Source organism: Erysipelatoclostridium sp. AM42-17 (assembly GCF_003480255.1).
In the GTDB taxonomy this organism is placed as follows: domain Bacteria; phylum Bacillota_I; class Bacilli_A; order Erysipelotrichales; family Coprobacillaceae; genus Faecalibacillus.
Genome location: NZ_QUIN01000001.1, coordinates 102,077 through 118,010 on the forward strand (window position 1 = coordinate 102,077; position 15,934 = coordinate 118,010).

At 31.7% G+C, this 15,934-nt stretch carries 15 protein-coding genes; all 15 read left to right on the forward strand.

The annotated features are described in order from the left end of the window. Positions 1–1,014, forward strand: coding sequence for a molybdopterin-binding protein (locus DW911_RS00525; protein WP_118430937.1), 1,014 nt, complete (start codon positions 1–3; stop codon positions 1,012–1,014). A gap of 3 nt (positions 1,015–1,017) precedes the next feature. Beyond that, the gene (locus DW911_RS00530) at positions 1,018–1,365 is read left to right on the forward strand and encodes a winged helix-turn-helix domain-containing protein (protein ID WP_118430939.1); all 348 of its coding nucleotides are present in this window, start codon (positions 1,018–1,020) and stop codon (positions 1,363–1,365) included. Beyond that, positions 1,358–1,585, forward strand: a complete 228-nt coding sequence (locus DW911_RS00535) for a DUF3343 domain-containing protein (protein WP_158575428.1) — start codon at positions 1,358–1,360, stop codon at positions 1,583–1,585. Before DW911_RS00530 ends, DW911_RS00535 begins: the two co-directional genes overlap by 8 nt. Then, complete coding sequence (selD, locus tag DW911_RS00540; protein WP_118607343.1) at positions 1,585–2,604, forward strand: selenide, water dikinase SelD; 1,020 nt, start codon at positions 1,585–1,587, stop codon at positions 2,602–2,604. Before DW911_RS00535 ends, selD begins: the two co-directional genes overlap by 1 nt. Before the next feature lie 4 nt (positions 2,605–2,608). Then, on the forward strand, positions 2,609–3,178 hold the full coding sequence (gene yedF / locus DW911_RS00545; RefSeq protein ID WP_118430945.1) for a sulfurtransferase-like selenium metabolism protein YedF: 570 nt from the start codon (positions 2,609–2,611) through the stop codon (positions 3,176–3,178). A 5-nt stretch (positions 3,179–3,183) separates the two neighbouring features. Beyond that, positions 3,184–3,993: a selenium-dependent molybdenum cofactor biosynthesis protein YqeB gene (yqeB, locus tag DW911_RS00550; RefSeq protein WP_118431185.1), complete on the forward strand. Its 810-nt coding sequence runs from the start codon at positions 3,184–3,186 to the stop codon at positions 3,991–3,993. Continuing rightward, complete coding sequence (locus DW911_RS00555) at positions 3,980–5,101, forward strand: aminotransferase class V-fold PLP-dependent enzyme (RefSeq protein ID WP_118430947.1); 1,122 nt, start codon at positions 3,980–3,982, stop codon at positions 5,099–5,101. Before yqeB ends, DW911_RS00555 begins: the two co-directional genes overlap by 14 nt. After that, the gene (gene yqeC, locus DW911_RS00560) at positions 5,098–6,498 is read left to right on the forward strand and encodes a selenium cofactor biosynthesis protein YqeC (protein ID WP_118607344.1); all 1,401 of its coding nucleotides are present in this window, start codon (positions 5,098–5,100) and stop codon (positions 6,496–6,498) included. Before DW911_RS00555 ends, yqeC begins: the two co-directional genes overlap by 4 nt. Before the next feature lie 134 nt (positions 6,499–6,632). Further along, complete coding sequence (locus DW911_RS00565) at positions 6,633–8,036, forward strand: uracil-xanthine permease family protein (RefSeq protein WP_118430951.1); 1,404 nt, start codon at positions 6,633–6,635, stop codon at positions 8,034–8,036. A gap of 13 nt (positions 8,037–8,049) precedes the next feature. Beyond that, positions 8,050–8,844, forward strand: coding sequence for an FAD binding domain-containing protein (locus DW911_RS00570; RefSeq protein ID WP_118607345.1), 795 nt, complete (start codon positions 8,050–8,052; stop codon positions 8,842–8,844). Further along, positions 8,845–9,324 (forward strand): (2Fe-2S)-binding protein, encoded by a 480-nt coding sequence (locus tag DW911_RS00575; RefSeq protein WP_118430955.1) that lies wholly within the window; start codon positions 8,845–8,847, stop codon positions 9,322–9,324. Continuing rightward, positions 9,311–11,599, forward strand: coding sequence for a xanthine dehydrogenase family protein molybdopterin-binding subunit (locus DW911_RS00580; RefSeq protein WP_118607346.1), 2,289 nt, complete (start codon positions 9,311–9,313; stop codon positions 11,597–11,599). Before DW911_RS00575 ends, DW911_RS00580 begins: the two co-directional genes overlap by 14 nt. Continuing rightward, the gene (locus DW911_RS00585; RefSeq protein ID WP_118430958.1) at positions 11,589–12,176 is read left to right on the forward strand and encodes a nucleotidyltransferase family protein; all 588 of its coding nucleotides are present in this window, start codon (positions 11,589–11,591) and stop codon (positions 12,174–12,176) included. Before DW911_RS00580 ends, DW911_RS00585 begins: the two co-directional genes overlap by 11 nt. A 124-nt stretch (positions 12,177–12,300) precedes the next feature. Beyond that, a complete protein-coding gene (locus tag DW911_RS00590) occupies positions 12,301–13,701 on the forward strand; it encodes a glycoside hydrolase family 1 protein (protein ID WP_118607347.1) in 1,401 nt (466 codons plus the stop codon). Between the two features lie 112 nt (positions 13,702–13,813). Further along, positions 13,814–15,931, forward strand: a complete 2,118-nt coding sequence (locus tag DW911_RS00595; protein ID WP_118430962.1) for a penicillin-binding transpeptidase domain-containing protein — start codon at positions 13,814–13,816, stop codon at positions 15,929–15,931. Positions 15,932–15,934: the final 3 nt, after the last annotated feature.

Consider the following 15,934-nt stretch of genomic DNA (forward strand, 5'->3'; position numbering starts at 1 on the left):
ATGAAACAGATTAAAACTGTTGACGCAATTGGACATGTATTATGTCACGATATAACACAAATTGTTAAAGACCAAGTTAAGGGTCCACGTTTTAAAAAAGGACATATTATTAAAAAAGAAGATATTGAGGTTTTATTAAATTTAGGAAAAGAAAATCTTTATGTTTTTGAAAAAAATGAAAATATGATGCATGAAAATGATGCTGTTGAAGTGTTATGTAAGTTATGTTTTAATGATTATATGGACAAAAGTGACATCAGTGAAGGAAAAATAGAACTGACAAGTCAAATAGATGGTTTATTTAAAGTGAATCGTGAAGAATTGCTTAAAGTCAATCGATTTGGTGAAATGATGATTGCGACAAGAAGGGGTAATATGCCTGTTAAAAAGGGAGATAAACTTGCTGGAATGCGTATTATTCCTCTTGTTATCGAAAAAAATAAAATGGAAGAAGTCAGTTCCTTGATTAATCATCCTATTTTACAAATCAAACCCTATAAGTTTAAAACAGCGGCTATTATCACAACTGGTTCAGAAGTTTATAAAGGAAGAATAAAAGATACTTTTACACCTGTTATTATTGACAAATTAAAGGAATATGATGTTGAGGTGGTTTATCATAGTTTATCTTTAGATGATCATCAAATGACTACAAGTAAAATCAATGAAGCTTTAGCACAAGGAGTTGATATGGTTATTTGTACTGGTGGAATGTCAGTTGATCCAGATGATAAAACTCCTTTGGCTATCAAAAATAGCGGTGCCAAGATAGTAAGTTATGGCGCACCAGTTTTACCTGGAGCAATGTTTTTACTAAGTTATAAAAATAAAACACCTATTTTAGGATTGCCTGGTTGTGTTATGTATTCTAAAAGAACGATATTTGATATTGTTTTACCACGTATAGTAGCAGATGATCCCATTACGAGTGATGAACTAGCATCCCTTGGAGAAGGTGGGCTATGTTTAAATTGTCCTGTTTGTACATTCCCTCATTGTGGATTATCAAGGTAAAATATGTATAAAAATCCTAAACATTTTGATTTAAAAATAAGAATTTATAATGAGCATCCTGATTTTGGCAAAGGAGTTGTTCAATTAATGAACAAAACAAAAGAGTTTGGTTCATTATCTGGTGCTTATAAAGATATGAAAATGTCTAATTCTAAAGCGTGGAAAATATTAAATCGAGCAGAAAAAGATTTAGATATGGATTTGATATATCGTGTTACAGGTGGTAAAAATGGCGGGAGTAGTAGATTGAGTGATGAAGGAAAAGTGTTGTTAGATAAATATCAATTGTTTGTAAATGATGTTGAAGATTATGCAAAACAAAAGTTTAAGGAGATATTTGAAGATGAATAAACAAAAATATTTACTTATTACTTTTTATTCACTAGATCAAGCAATGGCTTTAGATGCCATTGTCAATCAAGATCAAGGTCGCCTTATACCTAAACCAAGTATTGTTGATGCAGGTTGTGGTATGTGTTTTTCATGTCACTATCATGACAAAATTGCATGGCAAAAATATTTAAAAGATCATCAGATAAAATATGAAAAAATAGTTGAGGTGATGTTTTGATGAAAGATAAATTGTATTGTAAAAGTGGCGGTTGCAGTGCTAAGTTAGGTGCTAAAAAATTAAGTCATATTTTAGAAAAAATAGATAAGTATCCTAGTGATCAATTATTAGTAGGATTTGATAGTCATGATGATGGTGCCGTTTATCAAATTAATGAACATCAGGCGATTGTTTCTACACTAGATTTTTTTCCGCCTATGGTAGAAGATCCTTATTTATTTGGACAAATTGCTGCTACAAATGCATTAAGTGATATTTATGCAATGGGTGGGACACCGCTGACAGCTTTAAATATTGTTTGTTTTAATGATCATGATGATCTCAATATTTTAGGTAAAATCATTGAGGGTGGTAATGACAAGTTAAAAGAGGCTCATGTTACCTTAGCAGGTGGTCACTCAATTCGTGATGAGTCAACAAAATATGGTTTAAGTGTAACGGGGATGGTTGATCCGCACCGTATTTTGTCTAATAAAGACGTCCAAGAAAATGATGTTTTAATACTAACAAAGAAATTAGGCGTAGGATTGACCCTCAATGCTGCAAGATTAAATGATGCCAGCAAAGACATGCTAGATGAAGTTTATCAAAGTATGACGCTTTTAAATAAATATGCCTATGATTTATTGAAAAAATATCGTATTCATGCTTTAACTGATGTTACCGGATTTGGTTTGTTAGTTCATCTAGATGAGATGCTCAATCATCAAAAAAGTGCTGTTATAGATAAAAATAAGATTCCTTATTTTAAAGATTGTCCGTATTATGTTAATGAATTCTATTTGACAGGTGCAGCCCAACAAAATCGGCATGCTGTTGAGGACAAAGTTTACTTTGATAAAGAGAATTTTATTTTGGAAGAAATTTTATACGATCCGCAAACGAGTGGGGGCTTGCTTGCTAGTGTACAAGAAGAAGATGTAGATATGATTATTGAAGACTTTAAAAAGAAAGGCTATCAGTGTTATATCATTGGAAAAGTAATTAAAAAAGATCAATTTGATATATATGTGAGGTAGAATAATGAAATTATTAGATGCAAGAGGACTAGAATGTCCTTTACCTGTTGTAAAAACAAAAGAATTATTAAAAGAAAATCAAGAAGTCAAAGTATTGGTTGATAATGAAATAGCAATAGAAAATTTAACTAAATTTGCTAGAGTTCGTCAATATCAAATACAAACTGGTAAACAAGAAAGTGATTATTTTGCAATCATTTCAACAGGAAAGATTGAAGGAGATATTATTGAAAATAAAGTAACTGGAAATATTATTGTCTTTTCAAGCCATGTTATGGGAAGCAACGCAGAATTAGGTGCTATTTTGATGAAATCTTTTATTTTTGCATTAACTAAACAAGATCAATTACCTAGTGAGATGATTTTCTATAATGAAGGAGTCAAGTTAACAACAACAAAAGGGGACATTTTAAATGATTTAAAATATTTAGAAAGTCAAGGTGTAGAAATTGTAAGTTGTGGAACATGTTTAGATTTTTTTAAGCGTAAAGAAATGTTAGCGGTAGGAAGTGTTACTAATATGTACGACATTGTTGAAAGGATGGAAAAGGCAAAAAAAATCATTAAGCCTTAATGAATATGAATAACTTGATTATTGTAAGAGGTGGTGGCGATATTGCTACAGGAACAATTTATAAGCTTTATCAATGTGGTTTTGATGTTTTAATATTGGAAGTTGCTAAACCAAGTGCAATTAGAAGAAATGTTGCTTTTTGTGAAGCTATTTATGATACAAAAAAAACAGTTGAAAATTTAACCTGCTATTTAGCGCATGATAGAGATGAAGTAAAGAGCCTATTATCAAGACATCAATTAACTTTGTTTATTGACCCTGAAGGAACAATTATTCAAGAACTCAAACCTTTGGCTGTTGTGGATGCTATTCTTGCCAAAAAGAACTTAGGAACTAAAAAAGATATGGCGCCAATTACCGTTGGTTTAGGACCAGGATTTGAAGCAGGCAAAGATGTAGATGCAGTGATCGAAACAATGCGAGGACACCAATTGGGTCGTATTATTTATCAAGGTACAGCGATAAATAATACCGGGGTACCAGGATTGATTCAAGGTTATGGAAAAGAGCGTGTCATTCATTCTCCATGTAGTGGTAAAGTAAAACATGTAAAAAAGATAACTGATATTGTAAAAAAAGGCGAGATCATTGCCTATGTTGACAAAACACCTATTTATGCAACTTTAGATGGTTTATTACGTGGTTTAATTAAAGAAAATTATGTGGTAACAAAAGGATTTAAAATGGCAGATATTGATCCAAGGGTTAACGAATATCAAAATTGTTTTACTATTTCTGATAAAGCAAGATGTATTGCAGGTGGTGTTGTAGAAGCTATTTTACATTTAAAGAGGGAAAAATATGATTTATCTTGATCATGCGGCAACCAGTTTTCCTAAAATAAATGAAGTTCAACAAGCTGTTCTTAATTGTATGAATACTTGTTCTAATGCCAACCGTTCTACTTTTCAATCATCTTTACAAGCAAGTCGTTTGCTTTATCAAACAAGACAACAAGTAAAAAAATTATTTCATGTTCCTTTACAGGGATTTGTTATTTTTAATAGTGGAAATACTGAAAGTTTGAATACTTGTATTAAAGGAATCTTAAAAAAGGGAGATCATGTTATTACAACTTATGCTGAACATAACAGTGTTTTAAGACCTTTATATCAATTACAATCTGATGGCTTAATTCAACTTTCAATCACAGAACCTAAAGTTGATAAAATCAAAAAAGAAATAAATGACACTACCAAACTTATTATTGTGACTCACAGTTCAAATGTAACAGGTGAGTTTTATCCAATAAAAGAAATTGGACAATTAGCTCATGAAAATCAAATTTTAATGATGTGTGATGTAGCGCAAAGTGCAGGGCATATTGATGTTGATATGGTTAATGAAAATATAGATATATTATGTTTTAGTGGACATAAGGGTTTATTAGGTAATGCTGGTATTGGGGGGATTTGTTTAAGTCATGCCATTGACATAGAGCCATTATTATCTGGTGGGTCAGGTATGAATTCATTTGATCATTTTCAAAGTCATTATTATCCAGAAAAACTAGAAGCAGGATCTTGTAATATTACAGGAATTGCTTCATTAAATGCAGGAATAAGTTATTTTTTAAAGCATAGAGAAATGATTTATGAAAGGGAAAATAAACTAATTAAATTATTAGAACAGGAATTAAAGAAAAATGACTCTGTCATTCTTTATAGTGATTTATATCATAATCATGCTCCTATTGTAGCTTTTAATATTAAAGGAATGGATAGCTTAAAAGTTGGTGATCTTTTGAGTGAAAAATACCAGATTGCTGTCCGTTGTGGAGCCCATTGTGCACCTTTGATGCATCAACGTTTAAACACGGTCAAAACGGGCATTATTCGCGTGTCGCCTGCATTTGTTAATACTGAAGAACAGATTAAGGTATTTATTCAAGCAATTAGAGAAATAAGTGAGGATTTAAAATGATTATTAGTGTGATTGGTTCTGGTGGAAAAACAACTAAAATTAAAGAATTAAAAGATCAATATATAAGTGAAAATAAAACGGTATTAATAACAACATCGACTCATATGAAGATTGAAGAAGATACTTTGGTTAATCCAACCTATCAACAAATCATGTCATGTATCAATGAAAAAGGATATTGCCATGCGGGACAATTATCAGAAAATAATAAAATTACCTCACTTGATCATAATTTGATTAATCAATTAAAAAATGAAATAGATATTATTTTAATAGAAGCAGATGGTTCTAAAGGATTACCAGCAAAGTATCCAAGAAATGATGAGCCAGTTATTCTACCAAATACAGATACAATTATTTTAATAACTTCTTTTTTTGCATTAGGTAAGCCAATTAAAGATGTTATTCACGGTTACGAACAGTTTTTAAATGAAACAAATTATAACGAAAACGATTTAGTTACGATTTTCATGATTGATCAACTTATTAAAATATATTTAAAAAAGCTGGCACTAATGAATAAAAAGATTCTTATTCAAGTTAATGAGGCTAATGGTTTATATCAAAAAGTCATGGCAAAAATGATTGAAGAACAATACGATTTAAGTTTGATTAATTCAAATTGGTTTGTTGCACAGCCACATTTAGTTATATTAGGGGCGGGACATGTTTCACAATATGTTTGTCAAATAGCACAATTGTTAGATTTTTATACAATTGTTATTGATGATAGAATTGAGTTTGCTAATGAAAAATTATTTCCGGAAGCGAATGAAGTTCATTGTATTTCTTACCATGATGCACAGCGTTATTTTCCAAATGAGAAAAATACATGTTTTGTCATTGTGACGAGAGGTCACAAAGATGATAAATTATGTTTAAAGAAAGTTATTGATATAGAAAGCCTATATGTAGGAATGATTGGCAGTCGAAAAAAGGTCAAAAAAACATTTGATGATTTATTAAACGAAGGATATAGTCAAGATTTAATAAATCGTGTTCATGCACCTATTGGCTTAGATATTCATGCTGTCACACCTGGTGAAATAGCAATCAGTATTATGGCAGAAATTATTGATATAAAAAATAAATATCAATATTCAAGTATTTCTAAAGAGTTATTAAATGTTCATCAAGATGGTGTACTTTGCATTATTACGAAGAAAACAGGATCAACACCTCGAAATGTAGGAAGCACGATGTTTGTCACTCAAGATACTTCCATTATTGGTTCAATTGGCGGTGGCAGTATTGAACATCAAGTTATTTTAGATGCTTTAAAAACGCAACATATTACTAAAAAACACTATGAACTAAATAATAACGAAGGTGCTAAATTAGGTATGATTTGTGGTGGAAGTAATGATGTGTTATTTATTCCACTTTATTTTAGTTAAGAAATGTACATGATGTATATTTCTTTTTTTATTTAAAATGAGCATTTTAATAAAATGCTATCTTGATGAAAAAAATAGTATGTGCTACAATTTTTACGTTTTATGGAAGGTTAGTGTAGATTTGGGAGGTTTATATGGAAAAAAAAGAGTATACAAGTCCTTATGAGTTTGAAGGAAAGATTCCTTTAAAACAAGCAATTGTTTTAGGTTTACAGCATGTTTTGGCCATGTTTGTAGGAAACTTAACGCCAATTTTAATTATAACTGGTGCCTGTGCGGCTATGCATGATGCTGCAGTATTTTCCAGCATTCAAATTTCGTTATTACAAAATGCCATGCTTATTGCTGGTATTGTCACACTTGTTCAATTATTTTCAATTGGACCAATTGGTGGGAAAGTACCTATTATTATGGGAACAAGTTCTGGATTTATTGGTGTTTTTCAAAGTGTAGCTAATGTAATGGGCGGTGGTGTTTTAGGATACGGTGCCATTATGGGAGCAAGTATTATAGGTGGTTTATTTGAAACGGTTTTAGGTTTTTTATTAAAACCATTAAGACGTTTTTTCCCTTCAATTGTTACAGGAACGGTTGTTCTTTCAATAGGTTTATCATTAATTAGTGTTGGTGTTGGTTCGTTTGGTGGAGGAAGCACTGCTAAAGATTATGGATCTGTTGAAAATCTATTAATTGGTTTATTTGTTCTTGTTGTGATTCTTGCGTTAAAACACGGAACTACAGGAATGCTAAGTAATTCGAGTGTTTTAATTGGTATTATTTGTGGATATGTATTGTGTATGATTTTACCGTTATTTATTTCAACGAAAGGTGTGGCTAGTGATGGAACTGTGTTTGTTAAATCATGGGTATTAAATTGGGATAAAGTGGCACAAGCAAGCTGGTTTGCATTACCAAATTTTATGCCTGTTAAACCAATTTTTGATTTAAGAGCCATTTTACCAGTCCTTATTATGTTTATTGTTACTGCAGTTGAAACAGTTGGTGATATTTCAGGTGTTATGGAAGGTGGTATGGGACGTGAAGCTACTGATAAAGAACTATCTGGAGGCGTTGTTTGTGATGGTTTAGGTTCTTCTTTTGCTGCTATGTTTGGTGTTTTACCAAATACTTCGTTTTCTCAAAATGTTGGTCTAGTTACAATGACAAAAATAGTAAATCGCTTTGCTTTAGCGTGTGGTGCTATTTTCTTAATTATTTGTGGGTTATTTCCTAAATTAGCAGCGTTAGTTTCTATTATGCCTCAATCAGTATTAGGTGGAGCCGCTGTTATTATGTTTTCATCTATAGTAATGTCAGGTATTCAATTAATTACAAAAGAACCACTAACACCAAGATCAATGACGATTGTCTCTGTTGCTTTAGGATTAGGATATGGTATTGGTGCTAATAGTGCGATTCTTGCTCATTTACCTCAAGCATTTCAAATGATTTGTGGTGAATCTGGAATTGTACCTGCAGCTTTTGTTGCCATTATTTTAAACGTTTTGTTACCTAAAGATAAAAATACTGTTAAATAAGGAGGTTTAATCTTTGCTTACTATTAATAATTATGTTCGTCCAAAAACAATAGAAGAAGCTCATGATTATGCTGTGAAACCTAAAAGCGTTATTTTAGGAGGAATGCTTTGGCTAAAAATGATGAATCGTGAAGTGGATTACGCTATTGATTTAAGTGATTTAAATTTAGATCAAATTGAAGTAAAAGATGATGAAATACATATCGGGGCTATGGTTAATTTAAGAGATTTAGAAGTTAATCCGCTATTAAATGAGTATACTCACGGCGCTATCAAAGAGGCAATGAGACATATTGTTGGAGTTCAATTTAGAAATTTAGCAACTATCGGTGGTTCTCTTTTTGGACGTTTTGGTTTTTCTGATGTTTTAACTATTTTTATGGCTATGGATGCTTATGTTGAACTTTATCCTACAGGGATAGTCCCTATACGTGAATTTGCTAACATGAAAATGAGCAAAGATATTTTAGTACGCGTTATTGTTAAAAAAACACCACTTCATATTGTTTATTTATCACAACGAAACAGTGAAACAGATTTTCCAATATTAACATGTGCAGTGAGTCATTTTAATAATGAATATTATTGTATTATTGGTGCACGACCATTAAAAGCGATTGACTTTATAGATGAAAATCATTGTTTTGAAGAAGGTATTAATGAAGATTCAATTAATAATTTTGTTAATTATGTCATACCACAACTGGTTGTTGGAAGTAATTTAAGAGGATCTAGTGAGTATCGAAAAAAGATTGCTAAAGTCTTAATAAAAAGAGCTTTTCTACAGTTAAAAAAGGAGGAAGCTTAGATGAAGATTACACTTAATTTAAATGGTCAAGAAATCACAAAAGATATAGAGCCAGATTTATTGCTAATAGATTTTTTAAGAGCACAAGGGTGTTATAGCGTGAAGCGTGGTTGTGATACAAGTAACTGTGGTTTATGTACAGTTTTATTAAATGACCGTCCTGTTTTATCGTGTAGTGTTCTTGCTGTTAGAGCTTGCAACGGTACTGTTTTGACTTTAGAAGGTTTACAAGAAGAGGCTAAACCATTAGCTACTTTTATTGCAAGTCAAGGTGCTGAACAGTGTGGCTTTTGTAATCCAGGATTTATGATGAATACACTTGCTTTGTTAAAAGAAAAACCAAATCCAACCGATGAAGAAATTAAAGAGTTTTTGGCAGGAAATTTGTGTCGCTGTTCAGGATATGAAGGGCAGCTTCGGGGAATTAAAGGGTACATTGCTTACTTAAAGGAAGAAGGTAATCATCATGAGTCAATATAAACATATTAAAAAACCTGTAATTAAAAAAGATGCAATGAACTTACTTTTAGGTAAACCTGCTTATGTTGATGATATTGTTAATCAAAATTGCTTAATTGTAAAAGTATTGCGGTCACCACATGCTCATGCCCTTATTCAAGAAATAGATACTTCTAAAGCTTTACAAATGGAAGGGATAGAAGCGGTTTATACATATAAAGATGTCCCTCAAGCTCGTTTTACAATGGCGGGACAAACAGCACCAGAACCAAGTCCATATGATCGATTAATTCTTGATCAAAGGGTTCGTTTTGTAGGAGATGCTGTAGCCATTGTTGCTGGTGAAAATGAAAAAATTGTTAATAAAGCATTAAAAAACATTAAAGTTAAATATGAAGTTTTAACACCTGTTTTAGATATGAACAAAGCCAAAGATAATGAAATATTAGTTCATCCAGAAGATAACTGGAAATCATTATGTCCTGTAGGTGCTGATAATAAAAGAAATTTAGTTGCAACAGATACATGCAGTGATGGTGATCTAGATCATGTTTTTGAAACGTGTGATCAAGTTATTGAAAGAACATATCATACCCGTGCTAATCAACAAGCTATGATGGAAACTTTTAGGACATATTGTGAAATTGATCCCTATGGGCGTTTACATGTCATTTCTTCTACTCAAATTGTTTTCCATTGTCGCCGAATTTTAGCAAATGCGTTACAAATTCCCAAGTCTATGATTCGTGTAGAAAAACCACGAATAGGAGGTGGTTTTGGTGCCAAACAAACTGTTGTCGCCGAAATTTATCCTGCTTTTGTTACTTGGATGACTAAAAAGCCATCTAAAATGATTTATACACGCACTGAATCACAAACAGCAGCGACACCTCGTCATGAAATGCAAGTGACTGTAAAATTAGGTGCAATGAATGATGGAACAATTCGAGCTATTGATGTTTATACATTATCTAATAGTGGGGCATATGGGGAACATGGTCCTACAACGGTGGGATTATCTGGTCATAAATCAATTCCGCTTTATACAAATAATTTAGAAGCTTTTAAATTTTCATATGATGTTGTTTATACAAACTGTCAAGCTGCCGGAGCGTATCGAGGATATGGAGCAACGCAAGGAATATTTGCACTTGAATCTGCAGTAAGTGAAATGGCAGGAATTTTAAATATAGATCCTGTTGTTATTAGAGAAAAAAATATGGTAAGACAAGGGCAAAAAATGAGTGCTTACTATAATGAAATAGCTCATGCTTGTGCGTTAGATCGTTGCATGGAACACGCTAAAAAACTATTTGATTGGCAACATAAATCAAAAGTTCGTATCATGGATAATGGAAAAATAAGAAGTGCAGGTGTTGCTATGGCTATGCAGGGTTCAGGAATTTCAGGTGTCGATGTGGGTTCTGCAACTATTAAATTAGACGATGAAGGTTTCTATACGCTGCATATTGGCGCAGCGGATATGGGAACAGGATGTGACACTATTTTGGCTCAAATGGCTGCAGAATGTTTGGATTGTGATGTTGAACAAATTGTAGTTTTTGGTGCTGATAGCGATATTTCACCTTATGATTCAGGCTCTTATGCTTCTTCAACAACTTATGTAACAGGTAAAGCAGTAGAGAAAGCTTGTGAAAAACTAAAAAACAACCTGTGTCATATAGCTTGTTCAATTTTAAACTGTTCCATGGAAGATGTTGTTTTTAATCAAAAGGGAGTAACGAATCTAAAGACAAATGAATTTGTTTCATTAAAAGAGATTTCACTTAAATCAATGAACGGAAATAATATTGAGACCCAAGTTACTGTCACTCATTCTTCACCTGTTTCACCACCACCCTATATGGTTGGAATGGTAGAAATCGAATTAGATAAAGAAACAGGACAAGTAGATATTCTTGATTATGTTGCTGTTGTTGATTGTGGTACTGTTATTAATACTAACTTAGCTAAGGTTCAAACAGAGGGTGGATTAGTCCAAGGTATTGGTATGGCTTTGTATGAAAATGTTCAATATTCTCCTAAGGGAGTTATTGCCGAAAATTCATTTATGCAATATAAAATACCAACACGATTAGATATGGGAAAATTACGAGTAGAATTTGAAAGTAGTTATGAACCAACAGGACCTTTTGGAGCTAAATCAATAGGGGAAATTGTCATTAATACACCTGCTCCAGCTATTGCTAACGCTATTTATCGCGCTACAGGTGCCTATTTAACGGATTTACCTATGACACCTGAAAAGGTATTATTTGCTATTGATGATGAATAAAACATATATCATATATTTAGCTGCTGGTAACAGTCAACGTTTTAAAGAAAATAAATTATTATATCCAATAAATGGTCAACCGCTTTATCTTTATGGTTTAAATACAATTCGTAAATTATTAAAGATACGTCAAGATGTTGAAGTAGTCATTGTAGCAAATGATTTTGTCATTGATGAACCCCATATCATTACTTTGAAAAGTCCTAAAAGTTATTTAGGTGTTTCTTATTCAATTAAAACTGCTTTAAATTATTTAAGTTTGAAAACAGGAATTTTTCAAATGCTATTTATGGTTAGTGATCAACCGTTTATTAAGCCATCAACTTTAGACAAGATGATTGACGCTTTTAATCAATCGTCTTGTTCTATATGTACTTTGGCTTATCAAAATGAAGTAGGGAATCCAGTTCTTTTTTCAAACAAGTATTATCATGAATTATATACTTTAAAAGGAGACCAAGGCGGAAGAAAAATAGTCAATCAGTATTTAGATGATTGTTTACAATACTATACAGATGATAAATTAGAATTGTATGATATAGATAAAAAATCTGATTTAAAAAATATTGTTCTTTGAAAATAATTTTCATTTTTTCTTTTTATAAGAAAAAAATGTGAAATTCAAAGAACTTTTTTTGTTATTTATTTACTTTATATTTGTTCATCAAGTATAATTAAATTAATTGAATAGGAGGAATAGTATGACAATTAAATTACCTAAGGATTTCTTTTTTGGAGCAGCTATGTCTGGGCCTCAAACCGAAGGAGCTTGGAATGTAGGTGGAAGATTAAGATCATATTGGGATATGTATTCTGATATGGAAATTAACGCATTTTTTAACAATGTTGGTTCGTATGTTGGAAATGATATGTATCATAAGTATGAAGAAGACATTAAATTATTAAAAAGTTTGAATTTTAAATCATTTAGAACATCTATGCAATGGACTCGTTTATTAGACCAAGATGGTAAACTAAACCCTGAAGGGGCTGCATGGTACCATAAATTGATTGACTGTGCAAATGAAAATGGAATTGATATCTTTATGAATATGTATCATTTTGATATGCCTGAATATTTAGTTAAACGTGGTGGATGGCAAAATAGAGAAGTTGTTGAAGCTTATGCTAATTTTGTTAAAATTGCTATGGAAGAATTTGGAAGTAAAGTTAAATACTGGTTTACATTTAATGAACCAATTGTTGAACCAGAACAACAATTTTTACATGGTGTTTGGTATCCTTATCAAAAAGATTTTAAACAATCAATTAATGTTCAATATAATATTACATTAGCACATTGTTTAGCAGTGGCTAATTTTAGAAAATTAAAGGCTGAAGGTAAGTTATGTGATGGTGCTAAGATTGGTATGATTAACTGTTTTGCTCCACCATATACAAAAGAAAATCCTAGTGCTAATGACTTAGAAGCAGTACGTATGACAGATGGATTACACAATAGATGGTGGTTAGATGTTGTTGCCCATGGTCATTTACCACAAGATGTTTTAGATACAGTTGAAAATGATTGGAAAGTTGAAATCAATCGTCGCCCTGGAGATGAAGCAATTTTAGCTCAAGGTAAAGTAGATTGGTTAGGATTTAACTATTATCAACCAACTCGTGTGCAAGCACCTGATAGCAAGTTTGATGAAAATGGACTACCTTGTATTTCAAAACCTTATATTTGGCCTGAAAGAAAAATGAATGTATATCGTGGATGGGAAATTTATCCTAAAGGAATCTATGATTTTGGTATGAAAATCAAAAAAGAATGTCCTGATTTACCTTTCTTTATTTCAGAAAATGGAATGGGTGTTGAAGGTGAAGAAAAATATATGGATGAAAATGGTGTAGTTCAAGATGATTATCGTATTGAATTTGTTAGAGATCACTTAGAATGGATAGCTAAAGCCATTGAAGATGGGGCAAACTGCTTAGGATATCATTATTGGGGTGTTATTGATAACTGGTCATGGATCAATGCATTCAAAAATAGATACGGATTTATTCGAGTATGCTTAGATGACGGTTATAAACGTAAAGAGAAAAAATCGGCTGCATGGATTAGAGAAGTTGCCAAAACAAATGAATTTGAATAAAACAAAACCCTTAGGGGTTTTGTTTTTTTAAAGAAATCATGTGAAATGTGTTTTTAAGTTTACTTGTGAATTTAATTATAATATAATTGTCAAGTGAAAGGATGGAGATAGTATGGCCTTTAAATTTAAAGATCAAATTTCAAAAGTTAAATTTTATGGTTCAAGTGAAGAACAAAAATTTCAAAATAGTAAAACTGACAATATTATTTCCAAAAGAATTCTTTTTTTAATTTGTCTTACTGCTGTTTTTATTGTTGTTTTAATTGCAAGACTTGCTTATATTCAATTTCACCAAGCTGACGATTTGGCAGTTAAACTAGAAACGTATGGAAGTCAAACATACACTTCTGATGCACCACGTGGTGAAATTTATGATAGAAATTATACTAAATTAGTCGGTAATAAAAATGTTATTTGTGTTACTTATTATGCTCCTAAATCAATTAAAAGTGAAGAAATTACAACAATTGCTAAATTTTTAGCACGTAATATCCAATTAGATAATGATGCCAATAGCGTAACATTAAGAAATAAAAAAGACTATTTTATAATGAAACATAAAAAAGAAGCTGACGCTTTAGTTTCTAATCAAGAACGAAAAAAATATCAAGGACAAGAAAACGAAAAAAAAGTCATTTATAATTTGCAACTTGAACGTATTAGCGAAGATATGATTAATAATGCGATGTCTCAAGATGATATAGAAGAAGCTAGATTTGAATATTTAATGAATAACTGTACGAGTGGAGCAGTTGTACTTGCAGAAGGGATTAGTGTAGAAGAAGCAAGTATTATTGGTGAAAATTCTAACTTTTTAAAGGGGATTGAAGTCAATACTGATTGGACCCGATCTAATGAACAAAACAATCAGCTTAAGACGGTACTAGGACGTGTTACAACAAAAAAAGAAGGTCTACCAGCCGAAATGAAAAAACAATTACTTGCACTAGGATATCAAAATAATGCTCGTGTAGGTATTTCTGGTTTAGAAAGCCAATATGAAAACATTTTGCGTGGTGGAGATTCGACATACACATTAACATATGATCAAAATGGAAATCCTAAAAGGGTTAATACTAAAGAAGGATCAAGTGGGCAAAATATACGTTTATCAATTGACAGTGAATTACAACAACTTTCTGATTCTTTAATCGAAAATGAATTAAAAGCTGCTAATTCACGCAATAAGTATTTTAATCAGATGTATTTCATGATGATAGATCCAAATACTGGAGAAATCTTAGTGATGTCAGGTAAAGAAATTGATAAAGAAACAGGCGAGGTGTCTGATTTTGCCTATGGAAATTATACAAGTAGTGTTAAAATTGGTTCAACAACTAAAGCCGGAACTTTATACACTGGGTTTAAAGAAAATGTGATTGTTCCAAACACTTACTTTGTCGATGAACCGATTGTTTTTAAGTATACAAAAGCTAAAAAATCATGGAAAACAATGGGAAATATCAATGAAGTTGATGCCATGGCACTATCTTCTAATGTTTATATGTTTAAACTTGTCATGAAATTAGCTAACTTTAATTATGTTCCTAATGGTCCATTAAATATTAGTATGGAAACTTTTACTAAATCGATGGCCACATTAAGAAGAGATCTAGGAGAATTGGGATTAGGTGTAAAAACTGGTGTAGATGTACCAAATGAGGGATTAGGATATCGTGGAAGTAAAACTGAACGAGGAATGCTTCTTGATATGGCTATTGGACAATATGATACATATACTCCAATTCAATTAGCTCAATATACATGCACACTTGCAAATATGGGTGTAAAGGTAAGACCTCATTTCCTTGTTGACTCTTTCAAAAAAGATAATAATGGCAATAATGTTGTTACCTATTCTTATAAGAAAGATATCATGGATGATGTTTCAAATCAGACTGATGCTTTTCAACAAATAAAAAAAGGGATGAGAGCCTGTGTAACAAGAAGTGACGGAACAACTCATAAATATTGGTCAGAGAAACCATATGCCGTTTATTGTAAATCAGGAACTGCAGAAACATATGATCCAAATGACACAACCGATTATCCTAACCATTTACAAATAGGATATATTTCAGCAACTGAAGATAGCCAACCATTGGTTGCCTTTGTTTGTGTTTGCTATCGTCAAACGGTTGCATCAAGTGGTGATAGTTCATCAACAGCCTATATTTCAAATCAAATCATTGATAAATATGTAGAAAAATATGGTTTAAATGAAAAATAGTCT